Origin of the sequence: Proteus hauseri ATCC 700826 (assembly GCF_001654965.1) — a bacterium.
GTDB classification, from domain to species: Bacteria; Pseudomonadota; Gammaproteobacteria; order Enterobacterales; family Enterobacteriaceae; genus Proteus; species Proteus hauseri.
This window is the reverse complement of sequence record NZ_LXEV01000031.1, coordinates 104,727-119,907: the sequence shown is the minus strand read 5'-3', so window position 1 is coordinate 119,907 and position 15,181 is coordinate 104,727. Positions and strand designations below refer to the sequence as shown.

At 36.8% G+C, this 15,181-nt stretch carries 12 protein-coding genes and 1 other RNA gene; 7 read left to right on the top strand and 6 right to left on the bottom strand.

Features of this window, described 5'->3' with window-relative positions; genetic code table 11:
- Positions 1-48: 48 nt before the first annotated feature.
- From M997_RS13895 to zapA, 5 genes are all read right to left on the bottom strand, one after another.
- Positions 49-1,410: an HlyD family type I secretion periplasmic adaptor subunit gene (locus tag M997_RS13895; protein ID WP_064720705.1), complete on the bottom strand. Its 1,362-nt coding sequence runs from the start codon at positions 1,408-1,410 to the stop codon at positions 49-51.
- A 2-nt stretch (positions 1,411-1,412) separates the two neighbouring features.
- Positions 1,413-3,473, bottom strand: coding sequence for a peptidase domain-containing ABC transporter (locus M997_RS13890; protein WP_064720704.1), 2,061 nt, complete (start codon positions 3,471-3,473; stop codon positions 1,413-1,415).
- A 110-nt stretch (positions 3,474-3,583) separates the two neighbouring features.
- A complete protein-coding gene (locus M997_RS13885) occupies positions 3,584-4,177 on the bottom strand; it encodes a 5-formyltetrahydrofolate cyclo-ligase (protein ID WP_064720703.1) in 594 nt (197 codons plus the stop codon).
- Positions 4,178-4,359: 182 nt separating this feature from the next.
- Positions 4,360-4,543: non-coding RNA, 6S RNA (ssrS, locus tag M997_RS13880), on the bottom strand.
- A 110-nt stretch (positions 4,544-4,653) separates the two neighbouring features.
- Positions 4,654-4,983: a cell division protein ZapA gene (zapA, locus tag M997_RS13875; protein WP_064720702.1), complete on the bottom strand. Its 330-nt coding sequence runs from the start codon at positions 4,981-4,983 to the stop codon at positions 4,654-4,656.
- Positions 4,984-5,158: 175 nt separating this feature from the next.
- On the opposite strand from zapA, the gene M997_RS13870 reads away from it, so the two are divergent.
- The 7 genes from M997_RS13870 to gcvP all read left to right on the top strand — a co-directional run bounded on the left by M997_RS13870 (position 5,159) and on the right by gcvP (position 14,475).
- Positions 5,159-5,737: a YecA/YgfB family protein gene (locus M997_RS13870; protein WP_064720701.1), complete on the top strand. Its 579-nt coding sequence runs from the start codon at positions 5,159-5,161 to the stop codon at positions 5,735-5,737.
- 54 nt (positions 5,738-5,791) lie between these two features.
- Entirely contained in the window at positions 5,792-7,102 is a 1,311-nt protein-coding gene (pepP, locus tag M997_RS13865) for a Xaa-Pro aminopeptidase (protein ID WP_064720700.1), read from the top strand.
- A gap of 13 nt (positions 7,103-7,115) precedes the next feature.
- The gene (gene ubiH / locus M997_RS13860) at positions 7,116-8,288 is read left to right on the top strand and encodes a 2-octaprenyl-6-methoxyphenyl hydroxylase (RefSeq protein WP_064720699.1); all 1,173 of its coding nucleotides are present in this window, start codon (positions 7,116-7,118) and stop codon (positions 8,286-8,288) included.
- Positions 8,289-8,316: 28 nt separating this feature from the next.
- A complete protein-coding gene (gene ubiI, locus M997_RS13855) occupies positions 8,317-9,552 on the top strand; it encodes an FAD-dependent 2-octaprenylphenol hydroxylase (RefSeq protein WP_064720698.1) in 1,236 nt (411 codons plus the stop codon).
- 414 nt (positions 9,553-9,966) lie between these two features.
- Positions 9,967-11,061 carry a glycine cleavage system aminomethyltransferase GcvT gene (gcvT, locus tag M997_RS13850; RefSeq protein WP_064720697.1) on the top strand — a complete coding sequence of 365 codons (1,095 nt, stop codon included), beginning with the start codon at positions 9,967-9,969 and terminating at the stop codon, positions 11,059-11,061.
- 34 nt (positions 11,062-11,095) lie between these two features.
- Positions 11,096-11,488: a glycine cleavage system protein GcvH gene (gene gcvH / locus M997_RS13845; protein ID WP_064720696.1), complete on the top strand. Its 393-nt coding sequence runs from the start codon at positions 11,096-11,098 to the stop codon at positions 11,486-11,488.
- A gap of 110 nt (positions 11,489-11,598) precedes the next feature.
- Positions 11,599-14,475: an aminomethyl-transferring glycine dehydrogenase gene (gene gcvP / locus M997_RS13840; protein ID WP_064720695.1), complete on the top strand. Its 2,877-nt coding sequence runs from the start codon at positions 11,599-11,601 to the stop codon at positions 14,473-14,475.
- A 92-nt stretch (positions 14,476-14,567) separates the two neighbouring features.
- Here the strand turns inward: gcvP and M997_RS13835 are convergent, their stop codons facing one another.
- Positions 14,568-15,170 (bottom strand): HD domain-containing protein, encoded by a 603-nt coding sequence (locus M997_RS13835; protein WP_064720694.1) that lies wholly within the window; start codon positions 15,168-15,170, stop codon positions 14,568-14,570.
- Between the last annotated feature and the right edge of the window lie 11 nt (positions 15,171-15,181).

Genomic DNA, 15,181 nt, shown 5'->3' with positions numbered 1-15,181 from the left:
TTTATATGGACTGTTTATTTTATATTTTTAATTTTTTTGTATTTGCTATTATCTTTCTCTTAAAGATTCATTTTTATACACTTCAATAGGACTCAGTAAGTAGTCAATAATTCTGCGTTGATCGATAATAATATCGGCAACTAAAGACATTCCAGCGGTAAGTTTATATTGAGTATTATTTATATTAATGAATTGTTTATTTAACTCAATTAAAGCGGGGTAAACTAAGCCTAACTCTTCATGTTGAATAGAATCTTTAGCAATATTAATGATCTCTCCTTCAATTGTGCCATATCGAGTATAAGGAAAAGCATCTAGTTTAATAATTGCTTTTTGCCCTGGATATATAAAACCAATATCTTTATTAAGAATATTAACTTCAGCAATATTCTTTTGTTCTTTAGGTACAATAACCATAACAGTTTGAGAGGGTTGTAAAACAGCACCCAATGTATGAGTTGAAAGTTGTTGAACCGTTCCTTCGACTGGAGAGCGAACAAATTTTAATTGTTGACGTTTTTGAGAGTGATTCAAATTTTGTCTATAAATAACTATTTCACTTTCATATTGTTTATATTTGTCATGCCATTCTAATGCTTTTTGTTTTTCTGTTTTTTCTAAGTACTCATTAAGTTGTCTTTCTTGACCAATTAAAATTGTCATTTCTGATGATTTTGTTTTTATTTGCTTATTTATATCAAGTAGCTCTTTTTCGCTCTCTAAATACTCCATTTTACTGATTGTTTTTTTATTGTAGAGCGTTGTTCTAATTTTAAATCGTTCTTCAATATTAATTTTTAATGTATTTAGTGATGATAGTTCTTGTTTGATGTGTGATTGATTTCTATGGTTTATTTCTATATCTGAATTAATGTGGTTAATATTTGATTCATATTCTTCTTTCTCTTTTTTATAACTTAAAAAAATATTTTTTTGTGAACGCTTATCCAATATATTAAAGTGATAAAGAGAATGAGGTGATGTATTCTGACTTAATGCTTGATAGCGAATTTTTAGTGCTAACAAATTTTTTATTTTATTTTCAATTCCTTTTATTTCCTCGTCTATACCCAAAATATCAAGTGTTAATAGTGGTGCTCCTTGATTAACATATTGTCCATTTTCTACATGAATAGCGACAAGACGACTATGTTCATAAATTTGAATATGCTGAGAATAACCCGAAACAATCAACTTTCCTGTTGCTGGCGCTTGAATATCTAGTTTTCCTAAATAAGACCATAATATAAATATAATAACACTTAATGATAGTGTTAATGCAATATGTCGTATGTAAGGAGAATAAGGTTTTTCAATAATAGAAATATGATTTGGATAGAAATCATAATTTATCATCTTTTTTTTGTTTTTTAAAAATATTTCTTTAAAGAAACGAATGTTTAATTTCATGATTAACCTTCCTGTTGAAGTTGCCAAATTTTTTGGTAATGTCCTTGTTTTTTTATTAGTTCATCATGCTTTCCTTCTTCAATAATTTTGCCTTTTTTTAATACAATAATTCGATGGCAGCTTTTAATTGTTGAAAGACGGTGCGCAATAATTAAAACTGTTTTATCTTTAGCGATAAGAGGCGTGTTTTGTTGAATAATTTCTTGAGATTCATCGTCTAATGCACTCGTTGCTTCGTCTAAAATTAAAATTTTAGGGTTGGATAAAATAGCTCTTGCAATGGCAATACGTTGACGCTGTCCACCAGATAATGATGCACCTCCTTCTGCGATAATGGTGTCGTAACCAAAAGGTAGCTTTAGAATAAACTCATGAGCACCGACTAATTTAGTAATATGAATAACATTCTCTAAAGAGGCATTAGGTACAGATAAGCGAATATTGTTAAAAACACTTAAATGAAATAAATAATTTTCTTGTAAAACGTAACCTATTTGCTGACGTAATACTGCGGGATCAAGTTGTGAAATAGGAATATGATCAATTGTAATACTTCCTGATTGTGGTGTATAAAGATTAGGTATCATCTTGGCCAATGTACTTTTCCCAGAGCCTGATGTACCTATAATAGCTACTATTTCATTTTTTTTAATATGAAGCGAAATTTTATTTAAAATAGGGGGCATATTATTTTTATAATAAAAAGTAACACTATTAAAAATTATTTCGCCTTTTAATTGTATTGTCGCTGTTGTTTGTGCTTGTTCTTTAGGAATGTTAAGAATATCTTGTAAGTTATAGATTGCAGTTTTGACTCTAATATATTTCCCCCAGATGTCTATTGCTTTTCCAAGAGGTTGTAAGCAGTGACCAAGTAACATATTAAAGGCGATAAGCTGGCCTATTGTCATTGAAAGTGAAATAACTTCATAAGCACCTATCCATAAAATTAAAGCGGTAGTAATTTTATGGATAAAAGTGATGAAATAATGAGAAATATTATCAATTTTCTTTAACCTCAGATTTTCATTAGTAAGTTGATGCGTTTGATTATTCCATTGTTGTGTAAATCGAGGTTCAAGAGAAAGACTTTTTATAGTTTCTATTCCACTTAGGCTTTCAGTTAAAAAAGCAGTATTTATAGCCGATTTTTGATATAGCTTTTGAACTGCTTGTTCTATTCTAGGTGCAAGTAATTTGGCTAAGATAAAATAGCAAGGAATAGTGGAAAGAAATATTAATGTTAATTTAAAGGATAGAATGAACATTGCAAAGATAAAAATAAATATAAAAGAAAAATCCACAACTAAGATTAATAGTGTGTTAGTAATAAATTCTCTAACAATATCTAATTCTTTTATTCTTGTTACGACAGTTCCTGTTTGACGAGATTTAAAATAACCAATAGGAAGTTTAAATAGATGTTGAGTAAGCTTTAAGCTTAACATCATATCAATTTTATTTGCTGTATGATGATAAATATATTCTCTAAGGCCCTTTAATACGCCTTCTGAAATAGCAACAAAAACTAATCCTATAATTAAAACATCTAGTGTTGATAGTGCCTGATGGATAACTACTTTATCCATAATAACTTGCATAACTAATGGGGATGCAAGTGCTAATAATTGAAGAATTAATGAATAAAATAGAATATTTTTAAATGTACTTTTATACTTTAAAAAAACAGAATAAAACCATGAAATATCAAAATGATTATTTTCTTTAAATTTAAGAAAGTAGCATTTTGATATATAATTTTTGATTAGATTTTCATGGTTTAATACCTCTGTTTTTTTAGTTGCTATATTATATATTAGATGTTTATTTTCATTGTTTTTTAATAAAACAAAAGAATTATTATTTTTATCTAAAAAAATAATTGGCTGATTTGTTTTTTCTTTTAATAATAACCTTATCTCTGTTGTTTTTAGCTTGAATGAATATTTTTTTTCTAATTCTTTTATGGTGCTATTATGCTCTAACTTTAAGGGTAATGTTTCCTTTCCTGTTAAAATGAGAATGATGTTAATACTTTTTATTATATTTTTATTGTTGGACATTTTTAATTTATCCCTCTTATTACTATGTGCATAAGGGATGTATTAAATATTTTTTATTTTATTTTTAATATAAAAAAACAAAGATAACTAAAAGGAATATATTCCTAAGATTAAAAACGCCATATTTTTTCCGGTGTAATAATTTCAGGTAATGGTATATCCCAATCAGCTACAGGAAGATGCTCTACTTGTTGGCAAGTATGTGCAAGTCCCATTGGATAAAATGATTTTTGCTGCCAGTTTTCTAATGTTCTGTCGTAAAAACCGCCTCCCATGCCTAGTCGTTCTCCTGACGAATCAAAAGCAACAAGAGGAGTAAATATAATGTCGATATCAGTAATGGGAATAACATCATTCACATTTAATGGTGGCTCTGAAATATTAAAGCGGTTTCTGACTAAAATAGTTTCAGTGGTATAACGCAAAAAGAGTAACTGGTGACGATGAAAAGGATGCAATACAGGTAGGCAAACAGTTTTTTTTAATCCCCATAATTGTGAGATCAACGGTATTGTATCAATTTCGCCATCAAAAGAGAGAAATAGAGCGATAGTATTTGCATCTTTGATTTTGCGATGAGAAAGAACCTGTTCACTGAGTTGTTGAGCGGCGAGTTGTTGTTGCTCTGGGGTGAGTGAGCGCCTTTTTTGACGAACCACTTTACGGATTTGGTCTCTTTGTTGAAAAAGCGAGGCGTTTGTCATTTATTAGCCTATCAATAAATGGTTGGTGTTAATAGAAAAATATCACTCGAGTCAATTTATCACACTTTAGAGGTAAGAATAGAGAGAGAGGTTAAAAATTGGATAAAGAGGTATAAAAAAGAGATAAAAAAAATTCTAAACATTAAGCATTTATAAAACACTTAATGTTTAGAACTTAGATAGAGGTCTCCAAGATGCCGCCGTAGGCTGTAACCCTTGAACCCGTGGTCCAAGGTGAACGTAGTGTTATTACCATTAGGCTGCCTGAACGAATCGGGTATGCTCACAAGTAACTGACCACCACATTCTATGTGTTTGAAATATCGGCTCAGGGGACTGGCCCACTAGCAAACATCTCAGAGAAATTTGTTGGGTGCCGTTCAGCACCCTATCTATGAACTATTGTATTATTTTAATTGTAGAAAGCAACCTATTATCTGTTAATTTCGTGGTGTACGCGTGCTTTCTGAACAAATCTACTTCGCAGTTGAAAAAGTGCGATCATGGTGCTTGCCTTGATCGTGTAAAGCTTGTTCAATGGACTGTTGTAGCATTTTTATTTTCTCTTCCATATTGTAGGCATAGTCTCTGGTTTTTAACTTTTCTTCTGCCAACTCATGGCTCATATTTAATGCCACTATAAAAATCAAGTGCTCTGTATTCGAAACACCACTGCGTTCTTTGAGATCTTGTAATCGTTGTTCAAGTTCAGCAGCAGAAGCCAGTAAAGCATCTCTTTGTTCTGGTGGGCAGTTAACACGTAATGATCGCCCAAAAATTTGAAGTTCAACGGGTTGTGCGGACATGATTCCTTCCTGACATAAAATCTGTGCTACGTAGTTAGTAGTGTATACGGTTATAACGCTGTATTAAACGCTATTACTGCAAAAATTCCAATGATTAACATAGCTTAACTAGTACAGCGACTTCTATTGATGGTAGCATATCTTGAACTATTCCCCTAAATGCGACCTTTATTCTATGTCAAAACAAAATACATTACCGAGTTATCAGTCTATTGATACCTTATTACAGCAGCACTCTGTTCCTTTAACTACTGCTGAAATGCATGGGTTGATAACAGGGTTTATTTGTGGTGCTGTTCGCGATAGTAGCTGGAAAACGCTGTTACATGATCTTACTAACGAAGGTTTAGCGTTTTCTAAAACGTTATTAGACCAACTTGAAGCTCTTTATCATGTGACTTATGAACAGCTCGATGACAGTGTATTTAACTTTTCGATGTTACTTCCAGCAGAATCAGATTCTGTTTTTTTAAGAGCAGATGCCCTTGCTGGTTGGGTAAATCATTTTCTTTTAGGTCTTGGCGTTGCACAGCCTAAATTATCTGATCATAAAGAACTTCTCGAAGTTATTACTGACTTACGCAATATTGGTGAACTAGGTTATGACGAAGAGGAAAATCAAGAAGAGCTTGAAGATGCGCTTGAAGAAGTCACCGAATATGTAAAAGTATCTGTTCAGCTTTGCTACATTACTTTTGTTACACCAAAAGGCAAGGAAAGTAATGAACAAGATGACCAACGTATATTACATTAATAATCACACCATTAATTAGATAATCATAAAGATAAAAGAAAGACAGGAGAGGGTATGAATAAGCAAGAATTTTTATCCCGTCGTCAGGCGTTATTGGCACAGATGAAACCTGCTAGTGCGGCTATCTTTTTTGCTGCACCAACAGCGCAGCGCAACGCTGATAGTGAATATCCTTATCGTCAGCATAGTGATTTTCTTTATCTAACTGGTTTTAGTGAGCCAGAAGCCATTCTTGTACTGATTAAAAGTGATGAAACTCATAATCACAGTGTTCTCTTTAATCGCGTTAGAGATCTTACTGCGGAAATCTGGTTTGGTCGCCGGCTTGGTCAAGATGCGGCACCTGAGAAACTAGGAATTGATAAAGCGTTACCTTATGAAGATGTTGCTGATCAGCTATATCAATTACTTAATGGATTGGATGTTGTTTATCATGCGCAGGGTGAATATGCTTTTGCGGATGAAATTGTCTTTAACGCTTTAGATACTTTAAGAAAAGGCTCTCGGCGTAATTTAAAAGCACCACAAACACTTGTTGATTGGCGTCCAATAGTTCATGAACTGCGTCTATTTAAAACTGATATTGAAATTGACTTAATGCGTAAAGCCGGTGAAATTTCTGCATTAGCACATACGCGTGCAATGCAAAAATGTAAGCCAGGTATGTATGAGTATCAGCTTCAAGGTGAGATTGAGCATGAGTTTGTTTCTCATGGCGCACGTTTCCCCTCTTATAACAGCATTGTGGGCAGCGGTGAAAATGGCTGTATTTTGCACTACACCGAAAATGAAACCAAAATGCGTGATGGGGATTTGGTTCTGATTGATGCAGGATGTGAATATGAAGGTTACGCTGGTGATATTACACGCACATTCCCTGTTAATGGTAAATTTACGCGTCAACAACGTGAAATTTACGAGATTGTTTTAAAATCACTCAATGTTTCTCTCGAATTGTACAAACCTGGTACAAGTATCAAAGAAGTCACTGAACATGTGGTGTATATCATGGTTGAGGGACTAGTTAAACTGGGCATTATGCACGGTGAAATCGAACATTTGATCGAAACTAAAGCTTATCAGCGCTTCTTTATGCACAGTCTAAGTCATTGGTTAGGGCTTGATGTTCATGATGTTGGGCATTATGGCGTTGAACGTGACCGTATTTTAGAGCCAAGAATGGTACTCACCATTGAACCCGGTCTTTATATCGCACCTGATGCAGATGTTCCTCAGGAATATCGAGGTATTGGTATTCGTATCGAGGATGATATTTTAATTGCAGAAACGGGTAATGAAAATCTTACCGCCTCTGTGGTTAAAGATCCTGATGAAATTGAAGCTCTCATGGCAGGAAAAATTTAAGGCTAATATCCACATGAACGTGATTATCGTTGGTGGTGGAATGGCGGGTGCAACACTTGCGCTCGCGCTTTCTGCACTAAATAAAGATAAAATTTCGATATCGTTAATTGAAACGTCAGAGCCTGATAAAGGTCATCCGGGATTTGATGCCAGAGCTATCGCATTGGCTCACGGCACAGCAAAGCGGTTAGATCAAATTGGTATTTGGTCAACGCTCAAATCTTTTGTTACACCAATTAATCATGTTCATGTTTCTGATAAAGGGCATTGTGGTTTTGTGAATATAAGTGCACAAGACTATGCTATTTCTGCTTTAGGCTATGTAATAGAGCTACACGATGCGGGTCGCCAGCTTTTTGCTCAATTAAAAAAACAGCCCAATATTCAATTATATTGTCCAGCAAAAGTTGAGTATGTTCATCGCGATATTGACTCCGTTGAAGTCACTCTTAATGATGGCACTCGGTTAAAAGGTGATTTATTAGTCGCCGCCGATGGGACTTATTCGGCAATAGCACATCAATGCCATATCCAACGGCAACGCGAACCTTATGAGCAAGTCGCGGTGATTGCTAATGTAAAAACAGAAATTGACCCGCAAGGTAAAGCGTTTGAACGCTTTACAGAATTTGGACCATTGGCGATGCTACCAATGAGTGAAGGACGTAGCTCACTAGTATGGTGTCATCCCATGGAAAAACAGGCTGAAATAGCCAAATGGGATGATAAAACAATCATAACCCGTTTACAGCGTGATTTTGGTTGGCGATTAGGGCGCATTGAGCATATAGGCAAGCGTAATAGTTATCCTCTCGCATTACAGAAAGCCAATCAGATTATCAGCCACCGCCTTGCTTTAGTCGGAAATGCATCACAAACGCTTCATCCAATTGCTGGGCAAGGTTTTAATCTCGGTCTACGAGATGTGATGACATTGGCGAATACATTAACTAAGGCAATTAATTCTGGTGCTGATATTGGGAGTTACCAAGTGCTATCTCAATATCAACAGTTGCGCCAAAACGATAGAGAAGAAACTATCGGGATCACTGATGGGCTAGTTAAAGTATTCGCTAACCGTTGTATGCCTTTAATTATATCTCGCAATCTTGGCTTAATGGCAATGGAGCTTGTTCCTGCTTTACGTAACAGATTGGCACACCAAACCTTAGGTTGGACTGACTAAGTATAATTGTTTTTAGGATACTTTTATTATGAAATCATTTGATGTTGTTATTGCTGGTGGTGGAATGGTAGGGCTTGCATTAGCCTGCGGATTACACGGGTGTGGTTTACGTATAGCGATAATAGAAAATCATCCAGTAACAGAACATTTTCACCCGCAAGATGATTTTGCATTACGGGTATCAGCAATTAATACTGCAAGTGAATTATTGCTTAAAAAATTAGGTGTATGGGAAAACCTTAATGCATTACGAGCAACACCTTATCAAGGTATGGAAGTGTGGGATAAAGACAGCTTTGGTCGCATTCAATTCTCGGCTCAAAAAGAGGGATTTACTCACCTAGGTTCTATCATTGAGAACCATTTAATTCGCGAAGTACTTTGGCAAAAATGCGAAAGTCACAGTGATATTACATTTTACTCGCCCACTCAAATTGAACGTGTAGTGTGGGGGGAAAATGATGCTTTTATTACGCTCAATGATGGTGAGATGCTTACCGCAAGATTAGTCGTTGGTGCTGATGGTGCCAACTCTTGGCTGCGTAAAAATGCAGATATTCCACTGACTTTTTGGGATTATGAACATCACGCATTAGTTTCTACTATTCGTACTGAACAACCTCATGAAAATATCGCTCGCCAAGTCTTTCATGGTGAAGGTATTTTAGCGTTTTTACCACTATCAGACCCACAAACAAGTTCTATTGTTTGGTCTTTACCCGCAAATCTGGCGCAAGAATATAAAAATGCCGATAAAACCTTATTTGAGCGTACACTAGGTGTTACTTTTGATATGCGCTTAGGACAATGTGAGTTAATCAGCGAACGTATGACAATACCGCTAACAGGCCGTTATGCTCGTCAATTTGCGGCTCCTCGCTTAGCGCTATTAGGTGATGCGGCTCATACAATTCATCCTTTAGCAGGACAAGGTGTTAATCTTGGTTTTATGGATGTGGCCGAATTAATTGGTGAAATTAGACGCCTGAAAGCAGAAGGCAAAGATTTTGGTGAATATCTCTATTTGAGACGTTTTGAACGACGTCGTAAACATGCGGCTGCGGTTATGTTGGCTAGTATGCAAGGATTTAGAGAGCTTTTTGCTGGCAATAACCCAGTTAAAAAATTAGTAAGAGATATAGGGCTTTCGTTAGCAGATAGTTTACCAGGCGTAAAACCTAAGTTGCTTGAGCAAGCAATGGGCATTTCTGATTTACCTGAATGGCTAAGTGATAAAAATTCCACTTCAGTTGAAAAAATCTAATTTATCTCTTGTTTCACATTACTTTTACTTATATCTAGCTGAAGAAATAGAACTAAAAAAATCTATTTTTTCAGCCTATTCTTTGTGATACCTCCCCTTTTTCAGTAATTCTTCACTAAAAATGAGTGTTGAACCGCATATTTACAATCATTAGTTCTGCATACTTATAGCTCTCCCTTATCATTAAGAACGGCAATACCCTATTTTAACTTATGGTTTATTTTTTCTCATAATGCTAAGTTCAAGGGGATGGTATCGTTTGCGTTGTACGTTAATTGCTCATGATTGTTAAATGTATGTTTAAAAATTAATTTAACTTACTAGTTAATTCTATGATTTTTAATCAGGTTCTATTTTATATTTAACAATATGCGTTCTCTGAATAATCTAAAGTAAAAGTAGAAAGAGGGAAGAATGGCAAAACAGACTCCGTTATATGATGAGCACGTAGCTTGCGGTGCTCGTATGGTGGATTTTCATGGGTGGATGATGCCGTTACATTATGGCTCTCAACTTGATGAACACCATATTGTACGTCGCGATGCAGGTATGTTTGATGTTTCTCATATGACCATTGTAGATTTACATGGTGCTCAAGTTCATGATTTTCTGCGTTATTTATTAGCGAACGATATCGCTAAACTCACCGAAAAAGGCAAGGCGCTTTATACCGGAATGCTTAATGCATCAGGTGGTGTTATTGATGACCTTATCGTTTATTACTTTGATAAAACCTTCTATCGCCTTGTGGTGAACTCAGCAACGCGCGAAAAAGACCTCGCATGGATAACAGAACATGCCAAAGATTATGCCGTCGATATTCAAGTGCGTGACGATCTTGCTTTAATTGCTGTTCAAGGCCCTCATGCACAAGAAAAAGTCCAAAGTTTATTAACCGAACAACAACGCCAAGTTGTTTCAGCCATGAAGCCATTTTATGGCGTACAACTTGATGAGTTATTTATCGCTACAACGGGTTATACCGGTGAAGCAGGCTATGAAATCGCCATGCCAAAAGAACAGGCTGTTGATTTTTGGCGCAAGTTATTAGCTGTGGGCGTAAAACCTGCGGGATTAGGTGCAAGAGATACATTACGTTTAGAAGCGGGAATGAATCTTTATAGCCAAGAGATGGATGAAACAATCAATCCTCTCGAAGCTAATATGGGTTGGACGATAGCATGGGCACCTGAGGATCGTCAGTTTATTGGTAGAGAAGCATTAGAAAAATTACGCGCAACAGGCACAGATAAACTTGTGGGTTTAGTGATGCGAGAAAAAGGTGTGTTACGAGCAGGTACAGCAGTTCACTTTACTGACGATAATGGAGAAATCCAAGAAGGTATTGTGACTAGTGGAACTTTCTCGCCAACATTAGGCTTTAGCATTGCATTAGCAAGAGTTCCTGCAAGTATTAAAGATAGCGCAATTGTATTAATGCGTAATCGTGAAATGCCAGTCGAAGTTGTGAAGCCAGGATTTGTTCGTTCTGGTAAAGCATTGGTATAACACGCATAACTATTTTCAATGGAGAGTATGGTCAATGAGTCAAATACCGAGTGAATTAAAATACGCACAATCTCATGAATGGGTTCGTTCTGAAGGCAATGGTGAATACACTGTGGGCATTTCTGAACATGCACAAGAGCTTTTAGGTGATATGGTGTTTGTCGATTTACCTGAAGTCGGTAGAGAAGTGAACGCAGGCGAAGATTGTGCAGTTGCTGAATCAGTAAAAGCAGCTTCTGATATTTATTCGCCATTATCGGGTGAAATTATTGCTGTAAACGAAGAGTTAGAGGGTTCTCCTGAGCGAGTAAACAGTGCGCCATATGGTGAAGGGTGGTTATTTCGCATTAAAGCTAATAATGAAAGCGAATTAAATGACTTACTCAGTGCCGAAGGCTATCAAGAGTTGGTAGATAACGAAGAGTAAAAACAACGCCTCGTCCATCATATGACGGGGCGTTTTTCTTTGTCTATTAAGCAATTGTTAATCACACAATTGTTTATAAATCCACAGTGAAATTCAGGAAATTACTCGCAATGACACAGACTTTACATCAATTAGAATATCGTGATGAGTTTATTCGTCGCCATATCGGTTCATCCCCAGAACAAATTAAAGAGATGCTCAGTGCTGTTGGTGTCTCTTCTTTGAATGAATTAACTAAAAAAATTGTTCCTGATAATATTCAATTAGCTACGCCACCTGATGTAGGCGAAGGGGCGACAGAACAAGTTGCCTTAGCTGAATTAAAAGCTATCGCCAGCAAAAATAAACGTTTCACTTCTTATATTGGTATGGGATATGCACCTTCTGTACTTCCGCCGGTGATTTTACGTAATTTATTAGAAAATCCGGGTTGGTACACTGCTTATACGCCTTATCAACCAGAGGTTTCTCAAGGACGTCTTGAATCACTGTTAAACTTCCAACAAGTCACTATTGATTACACTGGAATGGATTTAGCTTCAGCCTCATTACTTGATGAAGCAACTGCTGCTGCGGAAGCAATGGCAATGGCAAAACGTGTAAGCAAACTAAAAAATGCAGAGCGTTTTTTTGTTTCAGATGATGTTCATCCACAAACATTAGATGTCGTGAAAACACGTGCTGATACCTTTGGTTTTGAAGTTATTGTTGATAAAGCAGAAAAAGTATTAGAACTTGAAGGCGTGTTTGGTGTGCTATTGCAGCAAGTTGGCACAACTGGCGAACTGCATGATTACAGTAAATTATTAGCTGAATTAAAAAATCGTAAAATTATTACCAGTGTTGCTGCTGATTTAATGGCGCTGGTGGTATTAACGGCACCGGGGCATCAAGGTGCTGATATTGTTTTAGGTTCAGCGCAGCGTTTTGGCGTACCTATGGGTTATGGTGGGCCTCACGCGGCATTCTTTGCTTGTCGTGATGAATATAAACGTGCCATGCCAGGACGGATTATTGGTGTATCTCGTGATGCAGCAGGTAATCGTGCATTACGAATGGCAATGCAAACCCGCGAACAACATATTCGTCGAGAAAAAGCCAATTCTAATATTTGTACATCACAAGTGCTGCTGGCCAATATTGCTGCAATGTATGCGGTTTATCATGGTCCAGAAGGACTGAAAAAAATCGCACAACGTATTCATCGTTTAACGGATATTTTAGCCGCAGGTTTAAAACAAAATGGCATGACGTTACGTCATCAAACTTGGTTTGATACTTTAGCCGTTGAAACAGCTGATAAAGCGGGTGTATTACAACGAGCTAAAGATGCTGAAATTAATTTACGTACAGATATTGCGGGTGCAGTGGGGGTAACATTAAGCGAAAAAACAACGCGTGAAGATGTCCTCGTACTGATAGAAATTATTAGCGGTAAAGCACTTGGCGTTGATATTGATACATTAGACGCAAAAGTTGCATCATCATCTAGCTCTATTCCTACATCAATGCTGCGTAATGATACTGTGTTAACTCATGAGAATTTCCATAATTATCACAGTGAAACGGAAATGATGCGTTATATGCATCGTTTAGAAAATAAAGACTTAGCGTTAAATCAAGCCATGATCCCATTAGGCTCTTGTACGATGAAACTTAATGCTGCTGCTGAGATGATCCCAATTACGTGGCCTGAATTTACTGAGCTTCATCCGTTCTGCCCGCCTTATCAAGCTAAAGGCTATCAGATAATGATTGAACAGCTCTCTACATGGTTAGCAGCACTAACTGGCTACGATGCTATGTGTATGCAGCCAAATTCAGGAGCGCAAGGTGAATATGCAGGATTATTAGCTATCCGCCGTTATCACCAAAGCCGTGGCGAAGGTGAGCGTCATATTTGTCTAATTCCTAGTTCAGCTCATGGTACAAATCCAGCATCTGCGCATATGGCAGGAATGACAGTGGTCGTTGTGGGGTGTGATGACAACGGAAATATTGATATTGCAGATTTAAAAGCTAAAGCCGAAAAACATCAAACTGAGCTTTCTTGTGTAATGGTGACTTATCCATCTACTCATGGTGTTTATGAGGAAGGTATCCGCGAAGTTTGTGACATTATTCATCAATATGGTGGACAAGTTTATCTTGATGGCGCAAATATGAATGCGCAGGTAGGGATCACAACACCAGGCTTTATTGGTTCTGATGTGTCTCATCTTAATTTACATAAAACTTTCTGTATTCCTCATGGCGGTGGTGGTCCAGGTATGGGGCCTATCGGTGTGAAATCGCACTTAGCGCCTTTTGTACCAGGGCACTCTGTTGTAGAAATGGAACATGTCACGACACAAGGTGCTGTTTCAGCTGCCCAATTTGGTAGCGCATCTATCTTACCTATTAGTTGGATGTATATACGCATGATGGGCGCTGAAGGGCTTAAACAAGCCAGCCAAGTGGCCATTTTAAATGCGAACTATATTGCTCAACGCCTGAAAAAAGATTACGACATTCTTTATGCTGGTGCTGATGGCTATGTTGCTCATGAATGTATTATTGATATTCGTCCACTAAAAGCGAACTTCGGTATTAGTGAAATGGATGTTGCTAAACGTTTAATCGATTATGGATTCCACGCACCAACGATGTCTTTCCCTGTTGCGGGTACTTTAATGATTGAGCCGACAGAGTCTGAAAGTAAAGTTGAAATTGATCGCTTTATTGAAGCACTGCTTTCGATTCGTGCAGAAATAACACAGGTTGATAAAGGCATTTGGCCGATAGATGATAACCCATTAGTGAATGCGCCACATACGCAATATGAATTAGTACAAGAGTGGCCACATAGTTATAGCCGTGAATGTGCGGTATTCCCAAGTGAGGCGACTAAAAGCAATAAATATTGGCCGGCAGTAAAACGTCTTGATGATGTTTATGGTGATCGCCATTTACACTGTTCATGTGCGCCAATTAGCGATTACGAATAAGCTTTTAATCTAGCAATATTCTTAAATAAAATACCGATGGGTTAACCATCGGTATTTTTTTATCATTAATGAAAGAACGTTATTTCAGACTCTTACTTCAGCCAACCTTTCTCTTTTGCTGCTAATAACTGCGGGTAGAGATATTGCCAGAATTCAGGCCACTGTTCTTCAATAAACAGATTGCGTGCTAATACTTGCTCTAAGCGAATATTATTTTCTACCCAGCTTTGACCTTCGTTATGTAAGTTCATTAGCATTGGCATGGTGCGATCAAGAATATTAGCAAATTGAGATTCTGGCGTTTCAGCTGCGTCATATTCCAGCCATAAATTCAGAAAATACTCACTTTGAGGTGATGGTAATAAAGAGAAAATACGTCTTGCTGCTTTTTGCTCTTGCTCTTTTACCGCTTCACGAGCTGCAACGTCATATACCATCACGTCACCTGCATCTATTTCAACAATATCGTGAACTAATGCCAATTGAATAGCGCGACCAATATCAATGTCACCGGCATAAGGCTGAAAGCTCATGGCAGCTACGGCGAAATGCCAGCTATGCTCAGCCGTATTTTCAGAGCGGCTATTATCTAATACGTTGTTTTTACGATAAACGCGTTTGAGTTTGTCTAATTCAATAATAAAGTTGATGGTATCGGAAAAGGGGCCAAAAGCCCCATTAGGTAATTGAGTCATAAAAATCCGTT

Bases quoted from the DNA above. Each gene is read 5' to 3' on its own strand.
- gcvT (WP_064720697.1), top strand. From the start codon at position 9,967: ATGGCAAAACAGACTCCGTTATATGATGAGCACGTAGCTTGCGGTGCT.
- pepP (WP_064720700.1), top strand. From the start codon at position 5,792: ATGAATAAGCAAGAATTTTTATCCCGTCGTCAGGCGTTATTGGCACAG.
- M997_RS13895 (WP_064720705.1), bottom strand. From the start codon at position 1,410: ATGAAATTAAACATTCGTTTCTTTAAAGAAATATTTTTAAAAAACAAA.
- ubiH (WP_064720699.1), top strand. From the start codon at position 7,116: ATGAACGTGATTATCGTTGGTGGTGGAATGGCGGGTGCAACACTTGCG.
- gcvH (WP_064720696.1), top strand. From the start codon at position 11,096: ATGAGTCAAATACCGAGTGAATTAAAATACGCACAATCTCATGAATGG.
- M997_RS13885 (WP_064720703.1), bottom strand. From the start codon at position 4,177: ATGACAAACGCCTCGCTTTTTCAACAAAGAGACCAAATCCGTAAAGTG.
- M997_RS13835 (WP_064720694.1), bottom strand. From the start codon at position 15,170: ATGACTCAATTACCTAATGGGGCTTTTGGCCCCTTTTCCGATACCATC.
- M997_RS13870 (WP_064720701.1), top strand. From the start codon at position 5,159: ATGTCAAAACAAAATACATTACCGAGTTATCAGTCTATTGATACCTTA.
- ubiI (WP_064720698.1), top strand. From the start codon at position 8,317: ATGAAATCATTTGATGTTGTTATTGCTGGTGGTGGAATGGTAGGGCTT.
- gcvP (WP_064720695.1), top strand. From the start codon at position 11,599: ATGACACAGACTTTACATCAATTAGAATATCGTGATGAGTTTATTCGT.
- M997_RS13890 (WP_064720704.1), bottom strand. From the start codon at position 3,473: ATGTCCAACAATAAAAATATAATAAAAAGTATTAACATCATTCTCATT.
- zapA (WP_064720702.1), bottom strand. From the start codon at position 4,983: ATGTCCGCACAACCCGTTGAACTTCAAATTTTTGGGCGATCATTACGT.